This is a genomic window from Dokdonella sp., from assembly GCF_017744955.1.
GTDB lineage: Bacteria > Pseudomonadota > Gammaproteobacteria > Xanthomonadales > Rhodanobacteraceae > Dokdonella_A.
Genome location: NZ_JAGIAG010000001.1, coordinates 205,517 through 231,052, shown reverse-complemented (window position 1 = coordinate 231,052; position 25,536 = coordinate 205,517). Strand labels below are relative to the sequence as shown.

The following is a 25,536-nucleotide window of genomic DNA, read 5'->3' as shown; positions in this document are numbered from 1 at the left end:
GTTCGCCGTCTCCCGCGCGAGGGAGAGGTGAACGCGGAAGGAGGCGCTGCTATCCGCCACGCCGCCCACCGCGCCGCTGCTGGCCCTTGTCCTGTTCCTTCAGCTTCGACAGCTCCGCTTCGCTGGTCGCCGGCGCCGCCTGGCCGGGCGCCAGCGCGACCACCTTGCTGCCGGGCTTGAGGCGGAACTGGCCTTCGGTGACGACCTTCTCGCCTGCGGCGACGCCGCTGCCGATCAGCACGCCGTTGTCGGCGGCTTCGCCGGCGGTGACGACGGTCTTCATCGCCACGGTGTCGTCCGCGTGCAGCACATAGACGTAGTTGCCTTCCGGCCCGCGCTGCAGCGCCGTCGCCGGCACCACCAGGCCGTTCTTGACGGTGCGGATCTGCAACCGCACGTTGACGAACTGGCCCGGCCACAGCGCGTTGTTCGCGTTGGGGAATTCGCTCTTCAGCTTGAACGTGCCGGTGCTGGTGTCGATCTGGTTGTCGATCACCTTCAGCACACCGTCGCCGAGCGCATGCGCGTCGGTGCGGTCGAGCGCGGTGGCGGCGAGCGGCGCCTCGGCCTGGCCGGCACGCACTTCGCCGAGGTTCTGCTCGGGCAGCGTGAAGATCACGTTGATCGGATGTACCTGGGTCAGCGTGACGATGCCGGTGCTGCCATTGGCGGTGACGAGGTTGCCGACGTCGACCTGGCGGATGCCGGCGATGCCGCCGATCGGCGCGGTGATGCGCGTGTAGCCGAGCTGGGTGCGCGCCGAGGTGATCGCCGCATCGTCGGCGGCGACCAGGGCTTCCTGCTGGCGCACGGTCTGGCGCTGGTTCTCCAGGTCCTGTGCGGAGACGAAGTGCTTGCCGATCAGCTCCTCGTAGCGCTTGAGCGTGCTGCGCGAGGCCGACAGCTGCGCCGCGTCCTGGTTCTTCTTCGCCACCGCCTGGTCGACCGCGGCCTGGAACGTGCGCGGGTCGATCTCGGCGATCAGCGCGCCCTGCGCGATCTCCTCGCCCTCGGTGAAGTGCAGCGCCTTCAGCTGGCCGGTCACCTGCGAGTTCACCGTCACCGTGTTCAGCGCCTGCACCGTGCCGAGCGCGCTCAGATAGACCGGCACGTCCTTCTGCTCGACCGGCACGACGGTGACCGGCACCGGCGCGTCCGCGCCGCCCATGCCGCCGCGCGTACCCGGTCCCGGTCCGGCGCTGCCGTGGAACAGGCGCCAGCCGATCGCGCCGAGCACGAGCAGAACGACGACGAGGAGCGCGATTTTCCAACGCGACATGCGGGCGAGTCCTTTGCAGAGCGGCAGGTGAAGGCTAGCAGCGGCGCGGCGAAAACGGCGTTGCAGCCGAGTAAATCCGTCTTTACATGCTCCGCGCCGCCGCCTTGGAGGCCGGCCGACGCGGCGGAGTTCCGCTCTTGCGTCCAGCCCCGCCGCCGCCATCTGCAAGAACATCCCCGTTCCGCCTGTCCTGTCCGTCGCGCATGCGGCGACAGCCGACGGGTTTCCCCCTGCGAAGGAGCCAGCCATGAACGAGACTTGCGATCTTCCCGGCGCCGCGCTCGCGATCGAGCGCAGCCAGTTCCCCGATCCCGCCTTCGATCCGGCGCCGGCGACGTCCGGCGAGCAGCTCGCCGTGCTCGCCGGCGGCTGCTTCTGGTGCGTCGAGGCGGTGTTCCGCGAGCTCGACGGCGTGCTCGGCGTGACCTCCGGCTACAGCGGCGGCAACGCCGCCAGCGCCAACTACGAGGCCGTGTGCAGCGGCAGGACCGACCACGCCGAGGCGATCTCGATCCGCTTCGATCCGGCGCGGATCAGCTACGCCAAGCTGCTGAAGGTGTTCTTCGCCGTGGCGCACGACCCGACCCAGGTCGACCGCCAGGGTGCCGACCGCGGCCGCCAGTACCGTTCGGCGATCTTCTACATCGACGAGACGCAGCGCGCGATCGCCGCCGCCTACATCCGCCAGCTCGACGAGGCGAAGGCCTTCAGCGCGCCGATCGCCACGCAGCTGGTGCCGCTGGAGGCGTTCCACCAGGCGGAGGCCTACCACCAGAACTACGCCGCGCAGCACCCCGCGCAGCCCTACATCGCCGCGGTCGCCGCGCCGAAGGTGGCCAAGCTGCGCAAGCAGTTCGGCGACTGGCTGCGCAGCGACAGCCCGCGCGACGGAGGTCTGGCATGAGCACGTCCGCGACGAACGTTTCCGCATCGGGCTATGACCTCACCCCGCTGTCCGCCGCCGAGCGCGAGCGCCTCGCCGCGCGTCTCAGCGCGGAGGAGCGCCGCGTGATGATCGACCACGGCACCGAGCCGCCGTTCTGCGGCGGGCTGCTCGAGGAAAAAGGCACCGGCGTCTACCAGTGCCGGCTGTGCGCGCTGCCGCTGTTCCGCTCGGCGACGAAGTTCGAGTCCGGCACCGGCTGGCCGAGCTTCTACGAGCCGTTCGATCCGGCGCACATCCGCGAGGTGCGCGACACCAGCTACGGCATGGTGCGCACCGAGATCCGCTGCGCGCGCTGCGACGGCCACCTCGGCCACGTGTTCCCGGACGGGCCGCCGCCGACGCGGCTGCGCTACTGCCTGAACTCGGCGGCGCTGGAGTTCGCGCCGCAGGCCGCCGGCGCTGCCTGAGCGGTTTCGGGGTAAGTCGGAAAACGTCGATCGTCGTCATCCCGCATTCGCGGGAATGACGACGTCTTTCGGATCGCGCTTCAGGCGGCCGGAACTTCGATCGGCTTCGCTCGACGCTTCGCCGCCGACTCCGTGACGAATTCCAGCATCGCCGCCGCCGCCTCGCGCCCGTCGTGCACTGCGCGCACGACCAGATCGGCGCCGCGCACGGTGTCGCCGCCGGCGAACACGCGCGGATGGGTCGTCTGGAACGGCAGGCGGCCGGCGCCGCCGACGAGCAGGCGCCCGCTGTCGTCGAGTTCGATGCCGGCCTCGGCGCACCACGGCGGCGGACTCGCGCGAAAGCCGAACGCGACGATGACCACGTCGGCGGCCAGCACTTCCTCGCTGCCGGCGACCGGTTCCGGCCGCGCGCGGCCGCGGCCGTCGGCGAGCAGGCGCGTCTCGACCACGCGCAGGCCCTCGACGCGCTCCGCGCCGAGCACGGCCAGCGGCTGGCGGTTGAACAGGAAGCGCACGCCTTCCTCGCGCGCGTTCTTCACCTCGCGCCGGCTGCCCGGCATGTTCGCCTCGTCGCGGCGGTAGACGCACGTCACCGACGCGGCGCCGAGGCGGATCGCGGTGCGGTTGCAGTCCATGCCGGTGTCGCCGCCGCCGAGCACGACGACGCGCTTGCCGCGCAGGTCGAGCTGCGCGTCCGTCGGCGCGCCGCCGTCGAGCAGCCGGCGCACGTTGGCGATCAGGAACGGCAGCGCCGGCAGCACGCCGGGCAGGTCGTCGCCGGGTAGATCGGCGGCGACTTCGCGATAGGCGCCGGTGCCGAGGAAGACCGCGTCGTAGCCGCCGAGCAGGTCGGCGAACGGCAGGTCGCGGCCGATCTCGACGCCGAGGCGGAACTCGACGCCCATGCCTTCGAGCACCTGGCGGCGCAGTCGCACGACGTCCTTGTCGAGCTTGAACGGCGGAATGCCGAAGGTGAGCAGGCCGCCGATCTCCTCGTAGCGGTCGTACACGGTCGCGGCGACGCCGGCGCGCACGAGGCGGTCGGCCGCCGACAGGCCGGCCGGGCCGGCACCGACGATCGCCACGCGGCGGCCGCTCGGCCGCACCTTGGACAGGTCCGGCCGCCAGCCCTGCTTGAAGGCGAGGTCGACGATGTTCTTCTCGATCGCGCCGATGGTGACCGCGCCGAAGCCGTCGGCGAGCGTGCAGTCGCCCTCGCACAGGCGGTCCTGCGGGCAGACGCGGCCGCAGATCTCCGGCAGAGGATTGGTCTCGTGCATCAAGGTGGCCGCCTCGAACACGCGGCCTTCCTTCGCCAGCTTGAGCCAGTTCGGGATGTAGTTGTGCACCGGGCACTTCCATTCGCAGTACGGATTGCCGCAATCGATGCAGCGCGCCGCCTGCTGTTCGCCCTGGCCGGGATCGAAGCCGCCGTAGATCTCGCCCCAGCCGAGCACGCGCAGGGCGACGGGCACTTCGCGCGGCAGCGCGCGCGGGATCTCGACGAAGTACGGGTTGTTCTCCTTCATGCCGCGCGCCTCAGTTCGTCGATCAGCGAGTCGACGCTGGCCGCCTTCGGCTTGACCAGCCAGAACTTCGCCAGCAGGTCGCGGAAGTGCGACTGGATCTGCCCGCCCCAGACGCTGCCGGTCGCGCGCACGTGCTCGGCGATCAGCCCGGACAGGTGCTGCAGGTGGTTCTCCATGCCTTCCGGCGAGATGCGCTGGATGTCGATCAGCTCGTGGTTGTAGCGGTCGACGAAGTCGCGTTCGGTGTCGAGCACGTAGGCGAAGCCGCCGGTCATGCCGGCGCCGAAGTTGATGCCGGTGCGGCCGAGCACGACGACTATGCCGCCGGTCATGTATTCGCAGGTGTGGTCGCCCGTACCCTCGACCACCGCCAGCGCGCCGGAATTGCGCACCGCGAAGCGCTCACCGGCGACGCCCGCGGCGTACAGCTCGCCGCCGGTCGCGCCGTACAGGCAGGTGTTGCCGACGATGACCGCCTCGCGCGCGACGAAGCCGGCGCCGTCGGGCGGACGCACGACGATGCGCCCGCCGGTCATGCCCTTGCCGACGCCGTCGTTGGCCTCGCCTTCGAGCACGATGTGCACGCCGCCGGCGTTCCAGGCGCCCAGGCTCTGGCCGGCGCTGCCGGACAGGCGCAGGGTGATCGGGTGGTCGTCCATGCCGCGGTCGCCGTGGCGGCGCGCGACTTCGCCGGACAGGCGCGCGCCGAGCGAGCGGTCGGTGTTCTTCACCGCGTAGCGGAACTCGCCGCCGCGGCGATGTTCGACGGCGAAGCGCGTGTCCTCGACGATGCGCGCGGCGAGCGAGCCGGGATCGCGCGGCACGTTGCGGCTGCCTGCGCACACCTGCGCGCTGTCGCTGACCAGTCCCGCCGCGTCGAGCAGCGGCGCGACGTCGACGCGCGCGCGCTTGCCGTCGAGATCCTCGCGCCGGCGCACCAGGTCGGTGCGGCCGACCAGGTCCTCGAGGCGGCGCAGGCCGAGCCGCGCCAGGTGCTCGCGCACGTCCCCGGCGACGAAGCGGAAGTAGCGCATCACCAGCTCGGCGGTGCCGACGAAATGGTTCTTGCGCAGCACGTCGAGCTGGGTCGCCACGCCCGTCGCGCAGGTGTTCAGATGGCAGATGCGCAGGTACTTGCAGCCCATCGCGATCATCGGTCCCGTGCCGAAGCCGAAGCTCTCGGCGCCGAGGATCGCCGCCTTGACCACGTCGAGGCCGGTCTTCAGGCCGCCGTCGGTCTGCAGGCGCACGCGCTCGCGCAGGCCGTTGCGGCGCAGCGTCTCGTGCGCCTCGGCGAGGCCGAGTTCCCACGGCACGCCGGCGTAGCGGATCGAGGTCAGCGGGCTCGCGCCGGTGCCGCCGTCGTGGCCGGAGATCGTGATCAGGTCCGCATACGCCTTCACCACGCCGGCGGCGATCGTGCCGACGCCGGCGTGCGCGACCAGCTTGACCGAGACCAGCGCGTCCGGATTGACCTCCTTCAGGTCGAAGATCAGCTGCGCGAGGTCCTCGATCGAATAGATGTCGTGATGCGGCGGCGGCGAGATCAGGCCGATGCCCGGTCGCGCGTAGCGCAGGCGCGCGATCAGTTCGTTGACCTTGTGGCCCGGCAGCTGGCCGCCCTCGCCGGGCTTGGCGCCCTGCGCGATCTTGATCTGCAGCACCTCCGCATTGACCAGGTACTCCGGCGTCACGCCGAAGCGCGCCGAGGCGACCTGCTTGATCTTCGACATCTTGTCGGTGCCGTAGCGCGCCGGGTCCTCGCCGCCCTCGCCGGAGTTGCTGCGCGCGCCGAGCCGGTTCATCGCCTGCGCCAAGGTCTCGTGCGCTTCCGGCGACAATGCGCCGAGCGACATGCCGGCGGAATCGAAGCGCTTCAGGATCGCCTCGACCGGCTCGACGTCATCCAGCGGAATTGGTTCGAGGTCGTCGCGCAGTTCGAGCAGGTCGCGCAAGGCCGCCGGCGCGCGGCGATCGACCAGCTCGGCGTAGCGGCGGTAGTCCTCGACCTCGCCGCTGCGCACCGCGGCCTGCAGCGCGCCGACCACGTCGGGGTTGTAGGCGTGGTATTCGCCGCCGTGCACGTATTTCAAGAGGCCGCCGGGCGCGAGCCGCGCCTCGTCGTCGAACGCGGCCGCGCGGCGCTCGCGCTGCTCGGCTTCGAGGTCGGGGAAGCCGGTGCCGCCAATGCGCGCCGGCGCGCCGGCGAAGCAGAGCTCGACGATCGCGCGATCGAGGCCGACGATCTCGAACAATTGCGCGCCGCGATAGCCGGCAATGGTCGAGATGCCCATCTTCGAGATGATCTTCAAGAGCCCCTTGCGGATGCCCTTGCGATAAGTGCGTCCGAGTTCGCGCGGTTCGCCGTCGTGGTCGCGGATGCGTCCGTTGCGGCCGAGGTCGAACAGGGTCTGGTAGGCGAGGTAGGGATACACCGCCGAGGCGCCGAAGCCGATCAGGCAGGCGAAGTGGTGCGCGTCGCGCGCGGTGCCAGTCTCGACCAGCAGGTTGCAGTCGCAGCGCAGCTGCGCCTCGACCAGCGCCTGATGGATCGCACCGGTGGCGAGCAGCGCGTGGATCGGCAGCTTGTCCGGCTGCTGCGGCCCGGCCTGCTGGGGTGGATACCGGTCGCTGAGGAACACCAGCCGCGCGCCGGTGCGCACGGCGGTGGTCGCCTCGATGCAGAGGCGCTTCAGCGCCGCTTCGAGTCCTTCGCTCTCGTCGTAGTAGAGATCGACGAAGCACTGCGCGTCGGCGAACTGCGGCAGCGCCAGCAGCTGGCGCAACTTGCGCTGCGACAGGATCGGCGAGGTCAGCAGGACCTGCTTGGCGTTCGCCGCCGAGAGTTCGAAGAGGTTGCCTTCCGGGCCGATCTGCGTGACCAGCGACATTACCGCCGTCTCGCGCAGCGGGTCGATCGGCGGATTGGTGACCTGCGCGAAGGCCTGGCGGAAATAGTCGTACAGCGGGCGTGCCTCGCCCGACAGCGCGGCGATTGGCGTGTCGTCGCCCATCGAGCCGGTCGCCTCGACGCCGTCCTCGGCCAGCGCGGTCAGGATCGTGTCGCGCTCCTCGCGCGACAGGCCGAACAGCTTCTGGAAGCGCGCCAGCAGTTCGGGCGGGAACGGTTCGGCGGCGAGGCCCGGGTCGATCAGGTGCGATTCGAGATAGGTCATGCCGTCGCGCAGCCACTGCTTGAACGGCGCCAAGCCACGGTTCAGCGCGTCGACGTCGGCGTTCTTCAGCAGGCGGTGCTCGGCGAGGTCGGCCGCGATCATCTCGCCCGGTCCCAGCCGGCCCTTCTCGACGAGGTCGGCATCGGCGTAGTCCCAGATGCCGGCCTCGGACGCGACGACCAGATGCCGGTCCGCCGACAGCGCCCAGCGTGCCGGCCGCAGGCCGTTGCGGTCGAGCGTGCAGGCGGCGTAGCGGCCGTCGCACATGACCAGGCCGGCGGGGCCGTCCCACGGTTCGGTGTGCAGGCCGTAGTACTCGTAGAACGCGGCGAGGTCGGTGTCGACGTCCTCGCGCGCCGACCACGCCGGCGGCACCAGGATGCGCATCGCGGTCGGCAGCGCGATGCCGCCGATCAGCAGCAGTTCGAGCGCGTTGTCGAGGCTTTGCGAATCGGAGCCCGACATCGTCACCAGCGCGCCGAGCGTGGAGAAGTCGAACTGCGGCGAGACCAGCTTCTTCGCGCGCGCGGCCATCCAGCTGCGGTTGGCGCGGATCGTGTTGATCTCGCCATTGTGCGCGAGGTAGCGGAACGGCTGCGCCAGCCGCCATTGCGGCGTGGTGTTGGTCGAGAAGCGGTTGTGGAACACGGCGGCGCACGCGGCCAGGTCCGGCCGGGCGAGGTCGGGATAGAAGCGCCGCAGCGCGCCCGGCAGCACCATCGCCTTGTAGCCGATCATCGCGGCCGACAGCGAGACGACGTAGAAGTGCTCCTCGTCCGGCAGCGCATTGGTCGCCAGGCGCCGTGCGCGGTACAGCTTGCGGTCGAAGGCGCCGTCGTCGAGTTCGCGCGGTGCGTTGACGAAGATCTGCGCGATGCGCGGCAGCGAGGCGGCCGCTTGTGCGCCGCACACGGACAGATCCAGCGGCACCTCGCGCCAGCCGGCGATCGCGAAACCCTCGTCGCGCAGGCGCGCTTCGAGTTCGGTGACGGATTGCTCGCGCCGCAGCGGATCGGGCGAGAGGAAGATCAGCCCCGCCGCGAAGCGCTGGCCGAGTGCGATGCCGGCTTCGTCCGCCAGGGCGCGCAGCCAGGCGGTCGGTCGATGCAGCAGGATGCCGCAGCCGTCGCCGGAGAGTCCGTCGGCGCCGACCGCGCCGCGGTGCGCCATGCGTTCGAGCGCGGCGAACGCCTTGTCGACGAGCGCCGTGCTGGCGCGCGCGTCGAGCTGTGCGATCAGCCCGAAGCCGCAGCTGTCGTGTTCGTAGGCCGGATCGTACAGGCCGGCATGCCGGGTTGCTGCCATCGTGCGCACCTCCGCATGGCGCGCCTCGCCGGAGTCCGCGTCGACGACGACTCGCGGATGGACGTATAGACGCCCATTCCTGAAGTCACTCCGGGAGGGGAACGCTCGCGCCGACTAGAACATATTTGCTGCAAAGCGTCAAAGGCTCCCGTGGTGGACAGGCGCCGTCACCCTCCCGCCGGCGGAGGATCGAAGCCGTCCTGCGACGACCGAGGGCGAGCGCAGGACGCGCGAGTGGACGGGGAAACGCAGAAACCGCACCGTCGCGCCGCGTTCGAGCCGACGGCCCCGGTCCGCATTCGCCCGTCCTCTCCCGCGAGCGGATCACGCAAAACGGTGGCGGCATCCTTCCCGCCGGCGGAACGGAACGTCTGCGATCGCTTCGCCTTGCATAGGCATTTGCCGCTGCTCTACATTCCCCCGATTGCCGGCGCACAGGCGCTTGGGGGAGAACAAGCATGCTGCAGGCGCTGGGTCACATCGCGTTCGGACTGTTCGGCCTCGCGGTGCTGATCGCGATCGCGTTCGCGTTTTCCAACGACAAGCGCGCGGTGAGCTGGCGGCTGGTCCTCACCGGCCTGGTGCTGCAGATCGTGTTCGCCACGATCGTGCTCAAGCTGCCGCTCGGGCGCGAGGTGTTCAACGCGATCGCCACCGGCTTCGTCAGACTGCTGGATTTCGTGAGGGTCGGCTCCGACTTCATCTTCGGCAGCTTCATGGACGTGTCGAAGTTCGGCTTCGTGTTCGCCGTGCAGGTGCTGCCGACGATCATCTTCTTCGCCGCGCTGACCGGCGTGCTCTACCACATCGGCTTCATGCAGCAGATCGTCAAGGGCATGGCCTGGGTCATCACCAAGGTCATGAACGTGTCCGGCGCGGAGACCACCAGCGTCTGCGCCAGCGTCTTCATCGGCCAGACCGAGGCGCCGCTGACGATCAAGCCCTACATCGAGCGCATGACGCAGTCGGAGCTGATGACGGTGATGATCGGCGGCATGGCGCACATCGCGGGTTCCGTGATGGCCGCCTACGTCGGCCTGCTCGGCGGCGAGGATCCGGCGCAGCGCGTGTTCTTCGCCACGCACCTGCTCACCGCCAGCATCATGGCCGCGCCGGCGACGATGATGCTGGCCAAGATCCTGGTGCCGGAGACCGGCGAGCCGCTGACGCGCGGCACGGTCAAGCTCGAGGTCGAGAAGACCACCGCGAACGTGATCGACGCGGCCGCCGCCGGCGCTGCCGACGGCCTGCGCCTGGCGCTCAACGTCGGCGCGATGCTGCTCGCCTTCATCGCGCTGGTCGCCCTGCTCAACGCGCCGTTCCAGTGGCTCGGCACGCACGCCTGGGGCGCGGCTCCCGATTCCTCGCTCAACGCGTGGCTCAGCGCGCAGGCCGGCCATCCGGTCGAGCTGTCGCTGCAGACCTTGTTCGGCTGGCTGCTCGCCCCGTTGGCCTGGCTGATCGGCGTGCCGTGGGGCGAAGCGCCGCTGGTCGGCAGCTTCATCGGCCAGAAGATCGTCATCAACGAATTCGTCGCCTACGTCGACATGTCCAAGCACCTGTCGCAGCTCAGCCAGCAGAGCCAGCTGATCGCGACCTACGCGCTGTGCGGCTTCGCCAACTTCTCCTCGATCGCGATCCAGATCGGCGGCATCGGCGGACTGGCGCCCAATCGCCGCGCCGACCTCGCCCGCCTCGGCCTGCGCGCGGTGCTCGGCGGCTCGATCGCGACTTTCATGACTGCGACGATCGCGGGAGTGCTGGAGCAGCTCTGAAGCGGCTCCGGCGGAGTTTCGTCGACGTTCACCGCGGCGCTCGCATATTCGACGACGGGAAGCGGGCCGGCGGCGCAACAGCCGTGGCCGCCGGTGGCCATCCATCGAGGAGGTCGCCATGTCACGATTTCCGCTTCTCCTGTCGTTGCTGCTTGTCCTGTACGGCGGCATCGCGCAGGCCGCCGACCGAAAGGACGCCGAACTCGCCCTGGCACAGGCGAGCACCGCGGTGCAGGCCGCGCGCCGCGACGATGCGCAAACCTACGCCCCCGCCGACTTCGCCACCGCGCAGACGACGTTGAACACCTCGCTCGAGGCCTTCGACGCGCGCGCGTGGACGAACAGCCTGATCTACGCCGAGCGTGCCCGTGTCGACGGCGAACTCGCCGGTGCGCGCAGTCGCCAGGTGCGTGCGGAAACCGCCGCGACCGAACTCGAACGCAGCCTCGACACGCTGCGCGCTCAAGTCTCCGCCGGAGGTGCGCCATGAACGCTCGTACTGTTTCCCTCGCCGTCGCATTGGCGCTGACCGGCTGCGTCAGCGTGCCGCCGGCGCCGCCGGCGGAAGTCGTCCGCTTGCAGAACGAACTCGATCGCCTGCATCGCGATCCGCGCGTCGTCGACAACGGCGGCGTGGAACTGTCCAACGCCGACATCGCCGTGAACTCGCTGGCGCGCGACTACCGCGTGCTCGACGTGACCGAGCGCGAACAGCGCGTCTACGTCGCCGATCGCCTGGTGCAGATCGCCGAAGCCAGCGGCCGCGCGCGCGCCGCCGAACAGCACAGCCGCGACCTCGGTGCCGAGCGCGAGCGCCTGCTCGCGCGCGCGGGCACGCGGGACGTCGTGGCGCCGCCGCAGATCGTCGAGCGGCGGGTGATGGAAAGCTCGGAATGGCTGCCGCCGGAACGCCGCACCCTGATGGCGATCCAGAGCCGGCTGCCGAACATGGAATCGCAGCTGGACGCGCGCGGCCTGGTCGTGCGCTTCAGCGAATACCAGTTCCAGCCGGGCCGCAGCGAACCGACGCCGACCGCCGAGCGTTCGCTCGACCAGCTCGCGCGCGTGCTGCGCGAGGAGCCGGCCACGCACGTCGCGGTCGAAGGCATCGGTGGCGACGGCGATCGCGCGCTCGCGCTCGATCGCGCCGACGCGGTGCGCGACTACCTCGACGCGCGCGGCGTGGAGCCGGCGCGCGTGACCGTGCGCAGCGCCGATCCTTCCAGCGTGCGCGACCGTCGCGTGGACGTGGTGATCCTGGCGGCGCGCTGACGGATTGGCTCGATCGGGTCGGGTCGATCCGATCCGATCCGATCGCGACCCGATCGGTTCGGTCGGCCGATACGATCGCGGCCGCTACACTGCCGGCCTCGAAGACAGGGCGGGCGAGCGGCGATGACGGACGTGATCGTGGTCGGTTCCTTCGTGCAGGATCACATCTGGCGGCTCGACCGTTTTCCGCAGCCCGGCGAGACACGCCGGGCTGCGGCGTTCTACAGCGGACCGGGCGGCAAGGGTTTCAACCAGGCCATTGCCTGTGCGAGGCAAGGCGTACCGAGCGCGTTCGTCGGTGCGCTCGGCGACGACGCGCTCGGCGCCGCCGCGCAGCGCTTCGCCGAGACCGAGCGGCTGCCGTGTCGCTGGCAGATCCATGCCGACCGCGCGACCGCGACCTCGGGCATCTTCGTCGATCGCGACGGCGCGCCGATGAACGTCGTGCAGCTCGATGCGAACGAGGCGCTGGAGCCGGCGTTCGTCGTCGCGCAGGACGATCTGTTCGCAGGTGCGAAGCTGTTGTTGCTGCAGCTCGAGAACGGCATCGAGGCGACGCGCGCGGCGCTGGAACGGGCGACGCGGCACGGCCTGCTGCGCGTGCTGAATCCCGCGCCGGTGCGCGCCGAAGCCGACGCCGCCCTGCTCGCGCTGTGCGACGTGATCACGCCGAACGAAACCGAGTTCGCGCTGCTGCTCGATCAGCTCGCCGGCGTACAGGTCGCCGCCGACGACCTCGCGCGCAGCGGCGATGCCGCTCTGCACGCATTGGCGCGCCGGCTCGGCGTGCCGACCGTGGTGCTGACGCTGGGTGCCCATGGATGCTTCGTCTCGCACGCGGACGGCGCATGGTGCAGCGACGAAGCGGCTTGCTACCGCCTCGCGCCCGAGCGCGTCGAGGCGATCGACGCGACCGGCGCCGGCGACGCGTTTTCCGGCGCGCTGGCCGCGGCGATCGTGCGTTTCGCGGCGCAGCCGTTTCGCGCGGCCGTGCGCTACGCCAACCGCGTCGCGGCGCTGTCGACCGAGCGGGTCGGCACGGCGCCGGTGATGCCTCGCCACGGCGAGGTCGCCGCACGCTTCATGCACGCCCTGGGGTGATGTCGGGATGGCGATGCGCCGCTTCCCACGTGGCTCGGCGGCGCAGGCAGGCGGCAACCGCCCTCAGTGCGAGGGCATGCTCGCTTTCAGCGCGCGCAGCGTGTCCGATTCACCGCCGGTCAGCTCGACGCGGAACGCCGAGTAGGCGCCTTCCAGGTCGCCGTAGCGGCGCAGGTTGCCTTCGGAAAACAGGCGCGCGCCGGGAATCTCGCGCCATTGCAGCGGTGCCTCGATGCGGCCGGCCTTGGCCGCGTCGATCAGCGGCAGCGTCGCCGCGCGTAGCGAGACGGCTTCCGGGTCGCCGCCGATCTTCGCCAGTTCGCGCTCGAACTTTTCGGCCGCCGATTTCAGCGCAAGCTTGTCCACGATCGACCTCAATTCGGTATGGAGCCGATCTTGACCGCGTCGGTCCACTCGCTCCGGTTGAGCACGAGGTACTGTAACGCACCCCCCTCGCGGACGACAGCGCCGCCGAGTTCGCTGGTCGGCGCGATCGTCTGCACGAACACGTCGACGTCCGCGCCCTTCGGCGCGATCTGGTAGATGTCGTACACCGCCGCCTCGCTGCGGATCGGCAGGCCGAACGCGTCGGCCAGGCTCTGGCCGGACTTCGCCGCCGCCTGCAGATCGTCCATCGTGGCGAAGAACGGCGTGTACGCGGAGACGCCCTCGCCCTGCGGCACGATCTTGACCAGCGCGTCGTTGAACGGCTTCACCTCGGGAGCCTTCGATCCGGTCGACAGCAGGTCCATCGCGCGGCCGTAGATCTTGGTCGCGTCGGCGCCCGGATCGGCGGCGCTCATCGCGCGCAGCATCTGCTGACCGTCGGAACTCTTCAGGAACGCCTCGGCGCCGGCATTGTCGAGGCCGTTGGTGACGAAGGTGCTGGTGGACTTGATCTTGTCGAGCGTCGCCGCGTCGGCGTTCTTGACGATCTCGGCGACCTTGTCGGCGCGCGTGCCCACGCGTGCCGCGGTGGCGCCGTCGGCGATGCGTCCGGCGTCGGCCGCCGCGTCGATGCCGCGCGTGGCCTTGCCGACGTCGGCGGCGGCGTCCAGCACGCGCGCCCCGTCGGCGACCGCGTCGGCCGCGCGCGCACCCTTGATCGCCGCGTTCGCCTCGCCGGCGCCGATGAAGAAGCTGCCGATGTCGACCACGCCGCGGCCGATGAACTTCGACCAGTCGCCGTCCTTCGCCGCTTCCTGGTAGCCCTCGGTGACGCCGTTCCACAGCGCCTTGGCGGTGTTGGCGTTGCCTTCGCCGTTGATCGCCCAGCCGATCGGGCTGGCCAGGCTGCCGATCGCCAGCGCGGCCTTGCCGGTCTTTTCCAGCCGGTCGAGGTTCTCGCCGCCGCGTGCCGCCCATTCCAGCGGATTGACCAGCTTGCCGGCGCCGTCGGCGAGCTGCACCACGCCCTTGCCCATGTCGTACACGGCCAGCGTGCCGCCTTCGAGCACGCCGATGTTGTTGGAGATGCCCTGCGCGATCGTCTTGCCGACGAAGCCGCCGTGTTCCTCGCCGAACTCGACCAGGTTTTCGCGGAAGCCGTCGACGGCCTTCTCGGCGGTGTCGACGGCGCCGTCGATCTTTCCGCCGACCCAGGCCTTGGCGTGGTCGACGTCCTCCAGACGGTCGCCGACGAAATCGCGCGCCGCGCCGAGCGCCTTGGCGCCGTGGTCGACGACGTCCACGGCGGTGTCCGCGACCGTTTCGGCCGCCGAACCGACGGCCTTCGCGCCGTCCTCGACTTTGTCGCCGACCCAGTCCGCCGCGCTCTTGAATGCGCCGGTGATGCTGCCGATGCCGAAGCCCATGGTCTTCTCCGTCGTCCGGCCGGCTGCAGCCGGCGCTCGCTGTGTCGGAGTGTCCCTGCGCGCCGAGGCTGCGCGCCATTGGGGAAAACCCTTGGCTCTCAGTGCGTTGGATCGTGCGGCTGGGCCTGGCGCTTGGCGCGGTGCGCGCGCAGCGCACGCAGCCGCGCGTGTGCGCGACCCTTGCGCCGCCACCAGAACCAGGCGACCAGGCCGATCAGCAGCAGCGCGCCGACCAGAACGACGCTTTCGCCGCGCTTGACCCAGGCGACCAGCCATTGGTGGTTCTCGGCGCCGAAATAGCCGAGATAGACCCAGAACGGCACCGAGATCGCGGCGGCGAGGCCGTCGAAGAAGAGGAATTGGGCGAACGAGACGCGCCGGCTCATGCCGGCCGTGATGTAGATCGCCGTGCGCAGGCCGGGCAGGAAGCGCGCGACGAACATCAATCGGCTGCCGTAGCGCGCGTACTTGTGCTGCACCTTGGCGTAGCGGCGCGGCGTCAGCACGTAGGAAACCCAGCGCCAGCGCAGCACGCGATTGCCGAAATAGCGGCCGGTCAGGAACATGACCACGTCGCCGATCAGCACGCCGGCGAGGCCGACCACCGCCATCACGTGCACGTCGGCGTAGCCGAGGCCGGCGATGACGCCGCCGGCGACGAGGGAGATGTCCTCCGGCAGCGGGATGCCGAAGCCGCTCATCAGCAACACCACGAACACCGCGATGTAGCCGTGTTCGGTGAAAAGGCGGATCAGGGTTTCGAGAAAAGCCATCAGCGCGAGCGCCGTTGCGAGCGGAGCGGCGGACAGGTGGAGGTCATCGGGAGCGGAAAGGCCGTCATGGGCGCGAAGTCTACCGGCTGGCGCGCGTCGCGGTCGCGCTGCCCGGGCACGCGGCGATCGGCCGGCTACAATGCGCAGATGCGCATCGGCTCCCACGCCATCGATCCGCCCGTCGTGCTCGCGCCGATGGCCGGTGTCACCGACAAGCCGTTCCGCCAGCTGTGCAAGCGGCTCGGCGCGGGCCTGGCCGTGTCGGAGATGACCACCGCCGATCCGCGCCTGTGGACGACGCGGAAATCCTTGAAGCGCATGGACCACGTCGGCGAGCCCGACCCGATCAGCGTGCAGATCGCCGGCTACGATCCGGCGATGCTGGCCGAGGCGGCGCGCTACAACGTCGACCACGGCGCGCAGATCGTCGACATCAACATGGGCTGCCCGGCGAAGAAGGTCTGCAACGTCTGGTCCGGCAGCGCGCTGCTGCAGGACGAGGCGCTGGTCGGGCGCATCCTCGACGCGGTCGTGAACGCCGTCGCCGTGCCGGTGACGCTGAAGATCCGCACCGGCTGGAACCGCGAGAACCGCAACGGCGTGGCGATCGCGAAGATCGCCGAGAACGCCGGCGTCGCCGCGCTGGCCGTGCACGGCCGCACGCGCGCCGACTTGTACGAAGGCGAGGCCGAGTACGACACGATCGCGGCGATCAAGGCCGCGATCTCGATCCCGGTGTTCGCCAACGGCGACGTCGACTCGCCGCAGAAGGCGCGCCAGGTGCTCACGGCGACGAATGCCGACGCGGTGATGATCGGCCGCGCGGCGCAGGGGCGGCCGTGGATCTTCCGCGAGATCGCCCACTTCCTCGCCACCGGCGAGACGCTGCCGCCGGTCACGCCGCGCGAGGTGCAGCGCATCCTGCTCGGCCACCTCGAGGACCTGTACGCGTTCTACGGCGAGGCGCAGGGCGTACGCATCGCGCGCAAGCACCTCGGCTGGTACGCGAAGGACCGGCCGGAGAACGCGGCGTTCCGCGCGGTGGCGAACCGCGCCGAGAGCGCGAGCGAACAGCAGCGATTGACGCGCGAATACTTCGACGCGCTGGCTGCCGGCGCCGCCGCGGAGTTCGCCGCGGCGGCGTGAAGAAGGGATCGCGCCGGTCGTGCGAACGGCCTCAGGCGCGCAGCGGAATCCACGGCAGCAGCAGCCAGCCGAGCACGCCGACGATCAGCGCGATGCGCGTCAACCGGTAGCCGAGCGGCGTGCGCCGCTTGAACGCCTTGCGCAGTTCGCCGGCGCGGTGCGCCAGCGCGTACAGGCGATTGACCGTGCCGACGCGCTCGCCGCCGACGTTCTGCGTCGCGGTCGCCTGGCCGAGCACGCGGCTGACGAGGCGGTTGATCGCGCGCATCGGCGCCGTGCGCAGCGGGCGTTCGACGTCGCAGAACAGGATCACGCGCGTCTGCTGCGTGCGGTTCTCGGCCCAGTGCACGTAGGTCTCGTCGAACACGATGTCGCCGCCGTCGCGCCAGGCGTACAGCTCGCCGTCGACGTAGATGCGGCAGTCGTCGGAGTTCGGCGTGATCAGCCCGAGGTGATAGCGCAGCGAGCCGGCGAACGGATCGCGGTGCGGATTGAGTTTGCTGCCCGGCGGCAGCAGGGCGAACATCGCCGCCTTCACCGACGGCATCTGCTCCAGCAGCGCGACGGTCTCCGGGCACAGCGCGTGCGCGGAGGCCAGCGGTTCGCCGTACCACTTCAGATAGAAACGCTTCCAGCCCTCCTTGAAGAACGAGGCGAAGCTGGCGTCGTTGTGCTTCTCGGCCGAGCGGATGTAGCCCTCGTCGAACAGGTGCAGCGCCTCGGCGCGGATGCGTTGCCAGTTGTCCCGCAGCAGGTCGAGGTGCGCGAACTTCGCGCGGTCGAGGATCGGCTTGGCCGGCACTGCCGAGAACGCGTACATCAGCACGTTGTACGGCGCGAAGAGACCGGAATGGTCGACCAGCTGACGGCCGAACTTCAGACGCTGGCGCCCGCGCAGGTGCACGTAGAGCACGCAGGCGAGATAGATCGCGAACAGGAGCAGCAGGACCAGGCGGAAGGAGAGTTCGGGCACGAGGAATGGGGCGCAGTGGATCGCAAAGGCGAAGGATACGCTGCGGCGGCGCTTTCCCGGGAACGCGCGGCGTTGTTCCCGCGGAATTCCGCGGGAATCGCCGTTCCTGCCGCGGCGGGCTGCTCGACGCCGTTCCCGCGTTCGCGGGCACGGCGTCGAGGAATGCGTGCGGACCTCGGCGGACTTGCGCGGCTCTGCCGTGAGCGAAGCGCCGGCGGTCAGGCCTTCGCGAGCTTGTCCGCCTTCAGCGCCGCCAGCGCGGCGGCGATCGCATCGGCCGGCAGCGCGATCTCGGCGGCCGGCGCGGCGTCCAGCAGCAGGCCGGCGACCACGCTGCGATCGTCGCCGGCGTCGACCAGCGCGGCGGCCAGCCGCCCGGCGTCCTTCGGCGAGTCGAACGCGCGGCTCTGCAGCAGCACGGCGCCGTCGGCGGTGGCCAGTTTGAAGTAGAACTTGCCGTCGCTCTCGCGATAGCTCTTGATCTGCGGTAGCGCCGTCGCGCCGGCCGGCGTCGCGGCGGCGGCCGTGGCCGGCCGGTCGGTCAGGCGGCGGATGCCGGCGGCCCAGCGCAGGATCTCCACGAACGGCCGGGTGCGCGCACGCGCCTTGTCGGCGCCGGCGAGCAGCAGTTCCTCGATCCGTTCGGGCTTGGCGATCAGCACGTCGTAGCGTTCGCGCAGCGGCGCCAGCTCCGCGTCGATGCGTTCGAACAGCTTGCGCTTGGCGTCGCCCCAGGCGATGCCGTCGGCGTAGGCCTGACGCATCGCGGCGGTCTCCTCGGCGTTGGCGAAGGCCTGGTAGAGGGCGAAGATGTTGGAGCCTTCCGGGTCCTTCGGCTCGCCCGGCGCGCGCGAGTCGGTGACGATGCCGAGGATCGATTTCTCCAGTTCCTTCGGCCGCAGCCACAGCGGGATCGTGTTGTTGTAGCTCTTGGACATCTTGCGGCCGTCGAGGCCGGGCAGGGTCGCGACGTTCTCCTCGATGCGCACTTCCGGCAGCGTGAAGGAGACGCCCTTGCGCGCGAGCTCGGCCGCATAGAGGTGATTGAAGCGCTGGCCGATGTCGCGCGCCATCTCGATGTGCTGGATCTGGTCGCGGCCGACCGGCACTTCGTGCGCGTTGAACACCAGGATGTCGGCCGCCATCAGCACCGGATACATGTACAGGCCGGCGGTGACGCCGGCGTCCGGGTCCTCGTTCGCGGCGAGATTCTGGTCGACCGCGGCCTTGTACGCGTGCGCGCGGTTGAGCAGGCCCTTGCCGGTGACGCAGGTCAGCAGCCAGGTCAGCTCCGGGATCTCGGTGATGTCGGACTGGCGATAGAAGAACACCTGTTCCGGATCGAGTCCGCAGGCGAGCCAGGTCGCCGCGATCTCCAGCGTCGACTGCTGCACGCGCTGCGGATCGCCGCATTTGATCAGCGCGTGGTAGTCGGCGAGGAAGTAGAACGACTCGGCTTCGGCGCGCCGGCTCGCCGCGATCGCGGGCCGGATCGCGCCGACGTAGTTGCCGAGGTGCGGGGTACCGGAGGTGGTGATGCCGGTCAGGATGCGTCGTTTTTCCTGGGACACGCGGAAGTCGTCGGAGCGGCGGGTCGGCCAGTGTACGGTAAGCCGCTTGCGCGCTTAACCCCGCGCCCGGCGGACGCACGTTGCAGCCGTGGTCCCAACCCGGAGATCCGCCATGCACCGCCTGCTCTGCGCCACCCTGCTCGCTTCGCTCGCCGCCGTCGCCGTGCCGCAGGCGCGCGCCGGCAACCTGCTCGATCTCGCCGTGGTCGACCGCGATACCGGCCAGACCCTGCCCACCTATTCCAAGCACGGCAAGCTCTACGTCGCCGGCGCACCGGGTCATCGCTACGCGGTGCGCCTGTCCAACCGCAGCGGCGGACGCGTGCTGGCCGTGCTCAGCGTCGACGGCGTCAACGCGGTCAGCGGCGAAACCGCCAGCCCCGAGCAGTCCGGCTACGTGCTCGATCCCTGGGAGACGACCGAGATCGCCGGCTGGCGCAAGAGCCTCGAAGAGGTCGCGCAATTCAATTTCACCGCGCTGCCGGACAGCTACGCCGCGCGCACGGGGCGGCCGGCCAATGTCGGTGTGATCGGCGTGGCCGTGTTCACCGAACGCACGCCGGTGTGGCGCGAGAAGCGCGAGGAGATCGCGCGCGAATCCGAATCCGCGGCGGGAGCGGCCGCCGACGCGCAGAACGCGCCTGCGCCGGCGGCAGCCGAAGCGAAGGCGGCGGCACCGGCCGAGGCGCCGAAACTGCAGGCGAGCCAGCGCGCGCTGGCCAAGGGCGAGCGCCTGGGTACCGGCCACGGCGCGCGCGAGTACGCGCGCGTGGACACCACGACGTTCGTACGCGCCTCGCGCGGCCCGGCCGAGACCGTCGCGGTCTGGTATGACAGTTATGCCAATCTCGTCGCGCAAGGCATCGCGCCGCGGCCGATCGCGCGGCGGACCGAGCCGCAGCCGTTCCCGGGCGGTTTCGTGCCGGACCCGGCACCGCGCTGAGATGTTAAATCCGTCTTAAGACCTAGGTCTCGAGACTCTGTTTGCATCATCCCTCGGCTGCGATAAAGCGCCCACTTGCCGCCCACCATCGGGCGGCCTCAGCCGGGGAAGAAATGAAGACCATCGCCATCGGACCGAGCCTGCTCGCGCTCGCCGTAGCCACCGCTCTTTGCAACGTCGCGCACGCCGAGGAAGACACCGCGCCACTCGATCAGAATGCCCCGGCCGAGCTGCCGAAGGTGCAAGTGCGCGATCGCGCCTACTGGGAGTCGCGGCCGAAGCTGCAGCACATCATGCGCGAGGTCGACGGCCCGCTGATCACTGTGACCAAGAAGACCTCGATCACCAAGGTCGACAACATCCCGACCGTGATCGACAACAACCTGCGCGAGCTGTTCGCGCAGACGCCGGGCCTGTTCTATTCCGAGCAGCAGTCGCCGGGACAGGTGAACCTGTCCTACCGCGGCATGGGCAATCCGCAGGAGTCGGAATTCGTCACCGTGCTGCTGGACGGCATCCCGCTGATGTCGGACTGGATCGGCTATCCGACCATTTACACCTTTCCACTCCCGCAGACCCTGGCCGAAGTGCAGCTGATCCGCGGCGGCAGCTCGCTGCTGTACGGGCCGGAACCGCCGCCGGTGGTGAACCTGATCAGCAGGAAGCCGGTCAAGGACCGCGAGTTTGCCGGCTACACCGAGAACGTGGTCGGCAACAACGGCCTGTTCGCGACGTTCAACCAGGTATCCGGCACTTCCGGCGCCTGGGAATACCTCGCCGACGTGCACTACCGCACCAACGACGGCGAGCGCCGCAACGGCGATTCGAAGCTGCGCGGCGCCGACCTGCACCTGGGCTACCGTCCGAGCGAGGAGTCCTACACCGCGCTCGACTTCCACGCCTACGACCTCGACACCGGCGATCCGGGCAAGCTCAGCTACGCGCAGTTCCGCGCCGACGAGGAGCAGTCGCCGACGCCGCACAACCGACTGTGGACCGAGCGCTACGTACTCAGCCTCGCCCACACGCAGAACTTCGACGAGGACAACCAGCTCGTCGCCAAGCTGTGGGGCGGCTACCAGGACAACGCCTCGCGCGCGCAGGACCGTTCGCCCTCGCCGACCGTGCCGCCGACCACCTCGACCCTGCAGGACGACCAGTTCCGCTTCGGCGGACTCGACGCGCGCTTCCTGCATCGCTGGGGCCGCGGCAACGCGCTGACCGTCGGCACCACGGTCTACCACTCCGACGCGCCGTTCCGGCAGTGGACCGAGCAGGGCCTCACGCCGGATCGCTTCGACCGCGACGGCCTGGTGCGTCTGCGCCAGGCGCGTTCGACCGACTACGCCTCGGTGTTCGCCGAGAACGTGTTCCGCTTCGAGGGCGGCTGGCACTTCGTGCCGTCGGTGCGCATCGACCGCGAGAACGTCGACATCGACGAGACGGCCAAGCCGGCGAACCTGACGCGCGATCTGGTCAAGCGCGACGTCACCCACACGGTGCCGCTGTTCGGGCTCGGCGCCGGCAACGACTTCGGCCGCGAGAACGAGACCTACTTCAATGTCTCGCAAGGCTGGCGTCCGGTGCGCTACTTCGACATCGGCTCGCCGTTCGGCAACACCGCGGCCGGTTCGATCAACAACCCGGACCCGACCAAGGTGCTGTCGTTCGAGGCCGGCGTGCACGGCACGCCGCGCGACGGTTTGTTCTACGACGTCAGCCTGTTCCAGGTGAACGTGCGCGATCGCATCGAGGCGCAGCAGATCCCGGATCTGCCGCCGGGCAACACGATCAACCGCAACACCGGCGACACGCGCCATCGCGGTTTCGAAGGCCAGGTGTCCTACGACTTCCTCGGCGCGCAGGATCCGCAGAGCACGCAGCATCTCGCGCTGTTCGCCAACCTCAGCCTGCTCGACGCCGAGTTCACCGCCACGCACAACCCGGCGGTGAAGGTCGGCAACAAGCCGGCGTTCTCGCCGAAGTACCTCGCGCGCGTGGGCGTGGTCTGGCGCGAAGACCTGCACTGGAAGCTGGCGCTGTCGGCGGTATCGGTCGCCAGCCAGTACTGGCAGGACTCCAACCAGCCGAACGCGACGCCGGCGGCGGCGGCCTACATCCCGGCCAAGGTGCCGTCGTACACGGTCGAGGACTTCTCCGCCGACTGGTGGGTAGTGCCGCACCTGCGCCTGCTCGGCGGCATCTCGAACCTGACCGACCGCAAGTACTACGCGCGCGTGTTCGGCGGTGGCCTCGAGCCGGCGGTGGGACGCACGTTCTACGCCGGCGCGAGCTACGAGTTCTGAGGAACGGCTGAAGAAGGCGCCATGTCCGCAAGGCGGGCATGACGCCCGCCCCGTAGCTCGGAGTCTCCCTCCGAGCGTCTTCGCGCACTGTCCCGATGTGTTTCGTCGGCACCCGGCGCGGCTCGCATCCCGCGAGCCGCGCTTCGTCGGAATCCCCTTTCCTGCACGCAGCCCCGTCGCGAGAGTGCTCCTCGTCGAATCGTCGAGGGACAACTCGTGAACGCATCCGTCGGAGCCGCAGCGGTCGCCGTGCCGCCACGCAATCCCACGCTCGCAGCGCCGCTGCGACAGCCGCTGGCGCAGCGGGTGCTGCGCATGACGGCGGCGTTCTGGTTCGCCGTCGCCGCGCTCGGCCAGCTGATCTTCGCGACCTACATCGCCGGCTTCTACGGACGCGCGACGTTGGGCGGGCATCCGGAGTGGTGGAACCAGGTCATGCCGCACGGCTACGTCGCCGGCGACCGCTTCTTCAACGGGGTGCTCGGCCTGCATCTGGCGTTCGCCTTCCTGATCACGCTCGGCGGCTTGCTGCAGTTGCTGCCGGCGCTGCGGCGCACGTTGCCGGCGTTCCACCGCTGGACCGGCCGCGTCTACGTCGTGTCCGCCGCGCTGATGGCGATCGGCGGGCTGACGATGGTCTGGGGGCGCGGTGCGGTCGGCGACTTCCCGCAGCATCTGGCGATCAGCCTGAACGCGGTGCTGATCCTGACCTGCGCCGCGCTGGCCTGGCGCCATGCGCGGGCGCGTCGCCACGACCGGCACCGGCGCTGGGCGCTGCGCCTGTTTCTCTGCGTCAGCGGCGTCTGGTTCTTCCGTGTCGGCTTGATGGGCTGGATCGTGATCAATCAGGGGCCGGTCGGCTTCGATCCGGAGCGTTTCAGCGGGCCGTTCCTGACCGTGCTCGCCTTCGCCGTCTACGCGATCGTGCCGCTCGGCGTGCTCGAGCTGTATCTGCGCGCGCAACACAGCCGCCGCGACGGAGCGAAGTTCGCGATGGCCGGCGTGCTGACGGCGCTGACCCTGGCGATGGCCGTCGGCGTCGCCTCCGCCACGGCCCTGATGTGGCTGCCGCGGCTCTGAGCGAGGCTGCCGCCGCACGCGCCGATCGCCGCCTGAGCCACTATCCTTCGCGCATGCCTTCCGCCTTCGCCAAGCGCTTCGCACCGTTGCGGCTGCCGCTCGGTCCCCGCGTGTGGATCGCGTTGGGCCTGTCGCTGGCGTTGTGGTCGCTGCTGGTGTTCCTCTGTCCGCAGGCGGTGGAGCTGCCGTTCCACGCCGCGGCGATCGGCCTCGCCGCCGTGGCCGCCTTCACTCTCGCCGAGCGCCATCCGCGGCGGTTGCCGGCGCGGCTGCCACGCTGGGTCGCGCAAGTCGCCGCGACTGCCGTGGCGATTCCGCTTGCCGCGGTCGCGGTGTTCACCGTGCTGTCGCCGGCGGGCGAGCCGCCGTTCTGGCAGGAAGGGCATCTGCGCGGCTGCTTCTTCGGCATGAGCGCGTTCGGTCTGCTGGTCGCGCCGTGGGTCGCGCTCGGCGCGCTGGTGCGGCAGAAGGAAGCGTTCGCGCGCGAGCAGGCGCTGGCCTTCGACCTCGAGCGCAGCGAACTGGAACGTCGCGCGCTCGACGCGCGCCTGCATCTGCTGCAGGCGCAGGTCGCGCCGCACTTCCTGTTCAACACGCTGGCGAACGTGCAGGCGCTGGTCGACGCCGGTTCGCCACAGGCGCCCGCCGTGCTGCGCGCGCTGATCGCCTATCTGCGCGCCGCGGTGCCGCGCCTGCATGAGGCGTCGACGACGCTCGGCCAGGAAGTCGATCTGGTGCAGGCATATCTGGAGCTGATGCACATGCGCATGCCCGACCGGCTGACGTACGCCTTGCACGTGGACGAGTCGGCGCGCGCGTCGACGTGCCCGCCGATCGCACTGCTGACCCTGGTCGAGAACGCGGTGCGCCACGGCATCGATCCCGCCGAAGACGGCGGGCGCATCGACGTCGAGGTGCGCCGGCTCGGCGAGCGCTGCCTGGTGCGCGTCAGCGACACCGGCCTCGGACTGCGGGCGACGGGCAACGGTCTGGGCACGGGGCTTGCGAACCTGCGCGAACGCCTGCGTCTGGTCTTCGGCGAGCGCGCGCATCTTTCCGTCGTCGAGCTGCCGCCGCGCGGCGTGCGCGCCGAACTCGATCTGCCCGCGAGCGCATGAGCGTCCGCGCCACCGCCCTGATCGCCGACGACGAGCCGCTGCTGCGCGAAGCGTTGACGCAGCAGCTCGCGCAAGCCTGGCCCGAGCTCGACGTCGTCGCGCAGGCGCGCAACGGTCGCGAGGCGATCGAATGCTTCGAGAAGACGCGACCGCAGATCTGTTTTCTCGACGTGCAGATGCCGGGCCTGTCCGGCGTCGAGGCCGCGCGCGCGATCGGCCGCCGCGCGCATCTGGTATTCGTCACCGCCTACGACCACTATGCCGTGCAGGCCTTCGCGCAGGGCGTGCTCGACTATCTGGTCAAGCCGGTGGAGGCCGGACGCCTGACGGAAACGGTAACGCGGCTGAAGGAACGCATCAGCGCCGCGCGGCCGGCCGTCGACGCCGACACCTTGCTGCAACAGCTCGCCGCGCAATTGCAGCGCAGTGCCGCGCCGGCGCCGCTGCGCTGGCTGCGCGCGCAGGTCGGCCAGACCCTGCGCCTGATCGCCATCGACGAGATCGACTATCTGCGTTCGGACGCGAAGTACACGCGCGTGGCCTGGCGCGGCGACGCGGGCCAGCCTGCCGAGGTGCTGATCAACACGCCCTTGAAGGATCTGATCGCGCAGCTCGACGCGGCGCAGTTCGTCCAGGTGCATCGTTCGGTGGTGGTCAACCTGCGCGCGATCGGCCACGTCGTGCGCGGCGACAACGAGACGGCGGAAATCCATCTGAGGCATCGCGAAGAAGTGTTGCCGGTCAGTCGCAGCTATCTGCATCTGTTCCGGCAGATGTGAGCGTCGGGCTCATCTCGCGAGGCCGAGGGTCCATGCTCGCGTCGAACGGTTGCGCCGCGCGTTCGTCACGGCACGTAGCGGAGACGTTGTGTCGAGTTGCAGCTTGTCGGCGAGACCGCCTATGGCAGTAGACGGATAGACCAGAGGGCCGGTCGATATCCCAATCTCCCCCCTGCAGGATCGCGTCGGGATACGCGGACCCGCGGCGCGAGCGCACTTCGCCTCGCGCAGGCGTCCGCA

20 protein-coding genes are annotated in these 25,536 nt (G+C 70.1%); 12 read left to right on the top strand and 8 right to left on the bottom strand.

Annotated elements, in window-relative coordinates; genetic code table 11:
* Positions 1-49: 49 nt before the first annotated feature.
* On the bottom strand, positions 50-1,279 hold the full coding sequence (locus J7520_RS00935; RefSeq protein ID WP_291182843.1) for an efflux RND transporter periplasmic adaptor subunit: 1,230 nt from the start codon (positions 1,277-1,279) through the stop codon (positions 50-52).
* 247 nt (positions 1,280-1,526) lie between these two features.
* Here J7520_RS00935 and msrA point away from each other — a divergent pair, with 247 nt between their 5' ends.
* Together msrA and msrB are read left to right on the top strand one after the other, a co-directional pair.
* Positions 1,527-2,183, top strand: a complete 657-nt coding sequence (gene msrA, locus J7520_RS00930; RefSeq protein WP_291182841.1) for a peptide-methionine (S)-S-oxide reductase MsrA — start codon at positions 1,527-1,529, stop codon at positions 2,181-2,183.
* On the top strand, positions 2,180-2,632 hold the full coding sequence (gene msrB, locus J7520_RS00925) for a peptide-methionine (R)-S-oxide reductase MsrB (protein ID WP_345776896.1): 453 nt from the start codon (positions 2,180-2,182) through the stop codon (positions 2,630-2,632). Before msrA ends, msrB begins: the two co-directional genes overlap by 4 nt.
* A gap of 80 nt (positions 2,633-2,712) precedes the next feature.
* On the opposite strand, the gene J7520_RS00920 is transcribed toward msrB, so the two are convergent.
* Positions 2,713-4,164, bottom strand: coding sequence for an FAD-dependent oxidoreductase (locus tag J7520_RS00920; protein WP_291182839.1), 1,452 nt, complete (start codon positions 4,162-4,164; stop codon positions 2,713-2,715).
* The gene (gltB, locus tag J7520_RS00915) at positions 4,161-8,645 is read right to left on the bottom strand and encodes a glutamate synthase large subunit (protein ID WP_291182837.1); all 4,485 of its coding nucleotides are present in this window, start codon (positions 8,643-8,645) and stop codon (positions 4,161-4,163) included. The genes J7520_RS00920 and gltB overlap by 4 nt, the downstream gene beginning before the upstream one ends.
* Before the next feature lie 458 nt (positions 8,646-9,103).
* Between gltB and J7520_RS00910 the strand changes: the two genes are divergently transcribed.
* The 4 genes from J7520_RS00910 (at position 9,104) to J7520_RS00895 (ending at position 12,793) form a co-directional block, all read left to right on the top strand.
* Entirely contained in the window at positions 9,104-10,420 is a 1,317-nt protein-coding gene (locus tag J7520_RS00910; protein WP_291182835.1) for a nucleoside transporter C-terminal domain-containing protein, read from the top strand.
* A 118-nt stretch (positions 10,421-10,538) separates the two neighbouring features.
* Entirely contained in the window at positions 10,539-10,910 is a 372-nt protein-coding gene (locus J7520_RS00905) for a DUF4398 domain-containing protein (RefSeq protein WP_291182834.1), read from the top strand.
* Entirely contained in the window at positions 10,907-11,692 is a 786-nt protein-coding gene (locus J7520_RS00900; protein ID WP_291182832.1) for an OmpA family protein, read from the top strand. Before J7520_RS00905 ends, J7520_RS00900 begins: the two co-directional genes overlap by 4 nt.
* A gap of 123 nt (positions 11,693-11,815) precedes the next feature.
* Positions 11,816-12,793 carry a ribokinase gene (locus J7520_RS00895; protein WP_291182830.1) on the top strand — a complete coding sequence of 326 codons (978 nt, stop codon included), beginning with the start codon at positions 11,816-11,818 and terminating at the stop codon, positions 12,791-12,793.
* Between the two features lie 63 nt (positions 12,794-12,856).
* Here J7520_RS00895 and J7520_RS00890 read toward each other — a convergent pair whose 3' ends face one another.
* The 3 genes from J7520_RS00890 to J7520_RS00880 all read right to left on the bottom strand — a co-directional run bounded on the left by J7520_RS00890 (position 12,857) and on the right by J7520_RS00880 (position 15,380).
* On the bottom strand, positions 12,857-13,159 hold the full coding sequence (locus J7520_RS00890) for a hypothetical protein (RefSeq protein ID WP_291182828.1): 303 nt from the start codon (positions 13,157-13,159) through the stop codon (positions 12,857-12,859).
* A gap of 8 nt (positions 13,160-13,167) precedes the next feature.
* Entirely contained in the window at positions 13,168-14,607 is a 1,440-nt protein-coding gene (locus J7520_RS00885) for a hypothetical protein (RefSeq protein ID WP_291182826.1), read from the bottom strand.
* A 98-nt stretch (positions 14,608-14,705) separates the two neighbouring features.
* Positions 14,706-15,380, bottom strand: coding sequence for a DedA family protein (locus J7520_RS00880; RefSeq protein ID WP_291182824.1), 675 nt, complete (start codon positions 15,378-15,380; stop codon positions 14,706-14,708).
* Positions 15,381-15,527: 147 nt separating this feature from the next.
* Between J7520_RS00880 and dusB the strand changes: the two genes are divergently transcribed.
* Entirely contained in the window at positions 15,528-16,526 is a 999-nt protein-coding gene (gene dusB / locus J7520_RS00875; protein ID WP_291182822.1) for a tRNA dihydrouridine synthase DusB, read from the top strand.
* 31 nt (positions 16,527-16,557) lie between these two features.
* Here dusB and J7520_RS00870 read toward each other — a convergent pair whose 3' ends face one another.
* A complete protein-coding gene (locus J7520_RS00870; RefSeq protein WP_291182820.1) occupies positions 16,558-17,499 on the bottom strand; it encodes an aspartyl/asparaginyl beta-hydroxylase domain-containing protein in 942 nt (313 codons plus the stop codon).
* A gap of 218 nt (positions 17,500-17,717) precedes the next feature.
* Positions 17,718-19,070 carry a tryptophan--tRNA ligase gene (locus J7520_RS00865; RefSeq protein WP_291182818.1) on the bottom strand — a complete coding sequence of 451 codons (1,353 nt, stop codon included), beginning with the start codon at positions 19,068-19,070 and terminating at the stop codon, positions 17,718-17,720.
* Positions 19,071-19,182: 112 nt separating this feature from the next.
* Here J7520_RS00865 and J7520_RS00860 point away from each other — a divergent pair, with 112 nt between their 5' ends.
* The 5 genes from J7520_RS00860 to J7520_RS00840 all read left to right on the top strand — a co-directional run bounded on the left by J7520_RS00860 (position 19,183) and on the right by J7520_RS00840 (position 25,296).
* On the top strand, positions 19,183-20,013 hold the full coding sequence (locus J7520_RS00860) for a hypothetical protein (RefSeq protein ID WP_291182816.1): 831 nt from the start codon (positions 19,183-19,185) through the stop codon (positions 20,011-20,013).
* A 113-nt stretch (positions 20,014-20,126) separates the two neighbouring features.
* Complete coding sequence (locus J7520_RS00855) at positions 20,127-22,319, top strand: TonB-dependent receptor (protein ID WP_291182814.1); 2,193 nt, start codon at positions 20,127-20,129, stop codon at positions 22,317-22,319.
* Positions 22,320-22,535: 216 nt separating this feature from the next.
* Positions 22,536-23,399 carry a DUF2306 domain-containing protein gene (locus J7520_RS00850; protein ID WP_291182813.1) on the top strand — a complete coding sequence of 288 codons (864 nt, stop codon included), beginning with the start codon at positions 22,536-22,538 and terminating at the stop codon, positions 23,397-23,399.
* A gap of 53 nt (positions 23,400-23,452) precedes the next feature.
* The gene (locus J7520_RS00845; RefSeq protein WP_291182812.1) at positions 23,453-24,517 is read left to right on the top strand and encodes a histidine kinase; all 1,065 of its coding nucleotides are present in this window, start codon (positions 23,453-23,455) and stop codon (positions 24,515-24,517) included.
* The gene (locus tag J7520_RS00840) at positions 24,514-25,296 is read left to right on the top strand and encodes a LytTR family DNA-binding domain-containing protein (RefSeq protein WP_291182810.1); all 783 of its coding nucleotides are present in this window, start codon (positions 24,514-24,516) and stop codon (positions 25,294-25,296) included. The genes J7520_RS00845 and J7520_RS00840 overlap by 4 nt, the downstream gene beginning before the upstream one ends.
* The last annotated feature ends 240 nt before the right edge of the window (positions 25,297-25,536 follow it).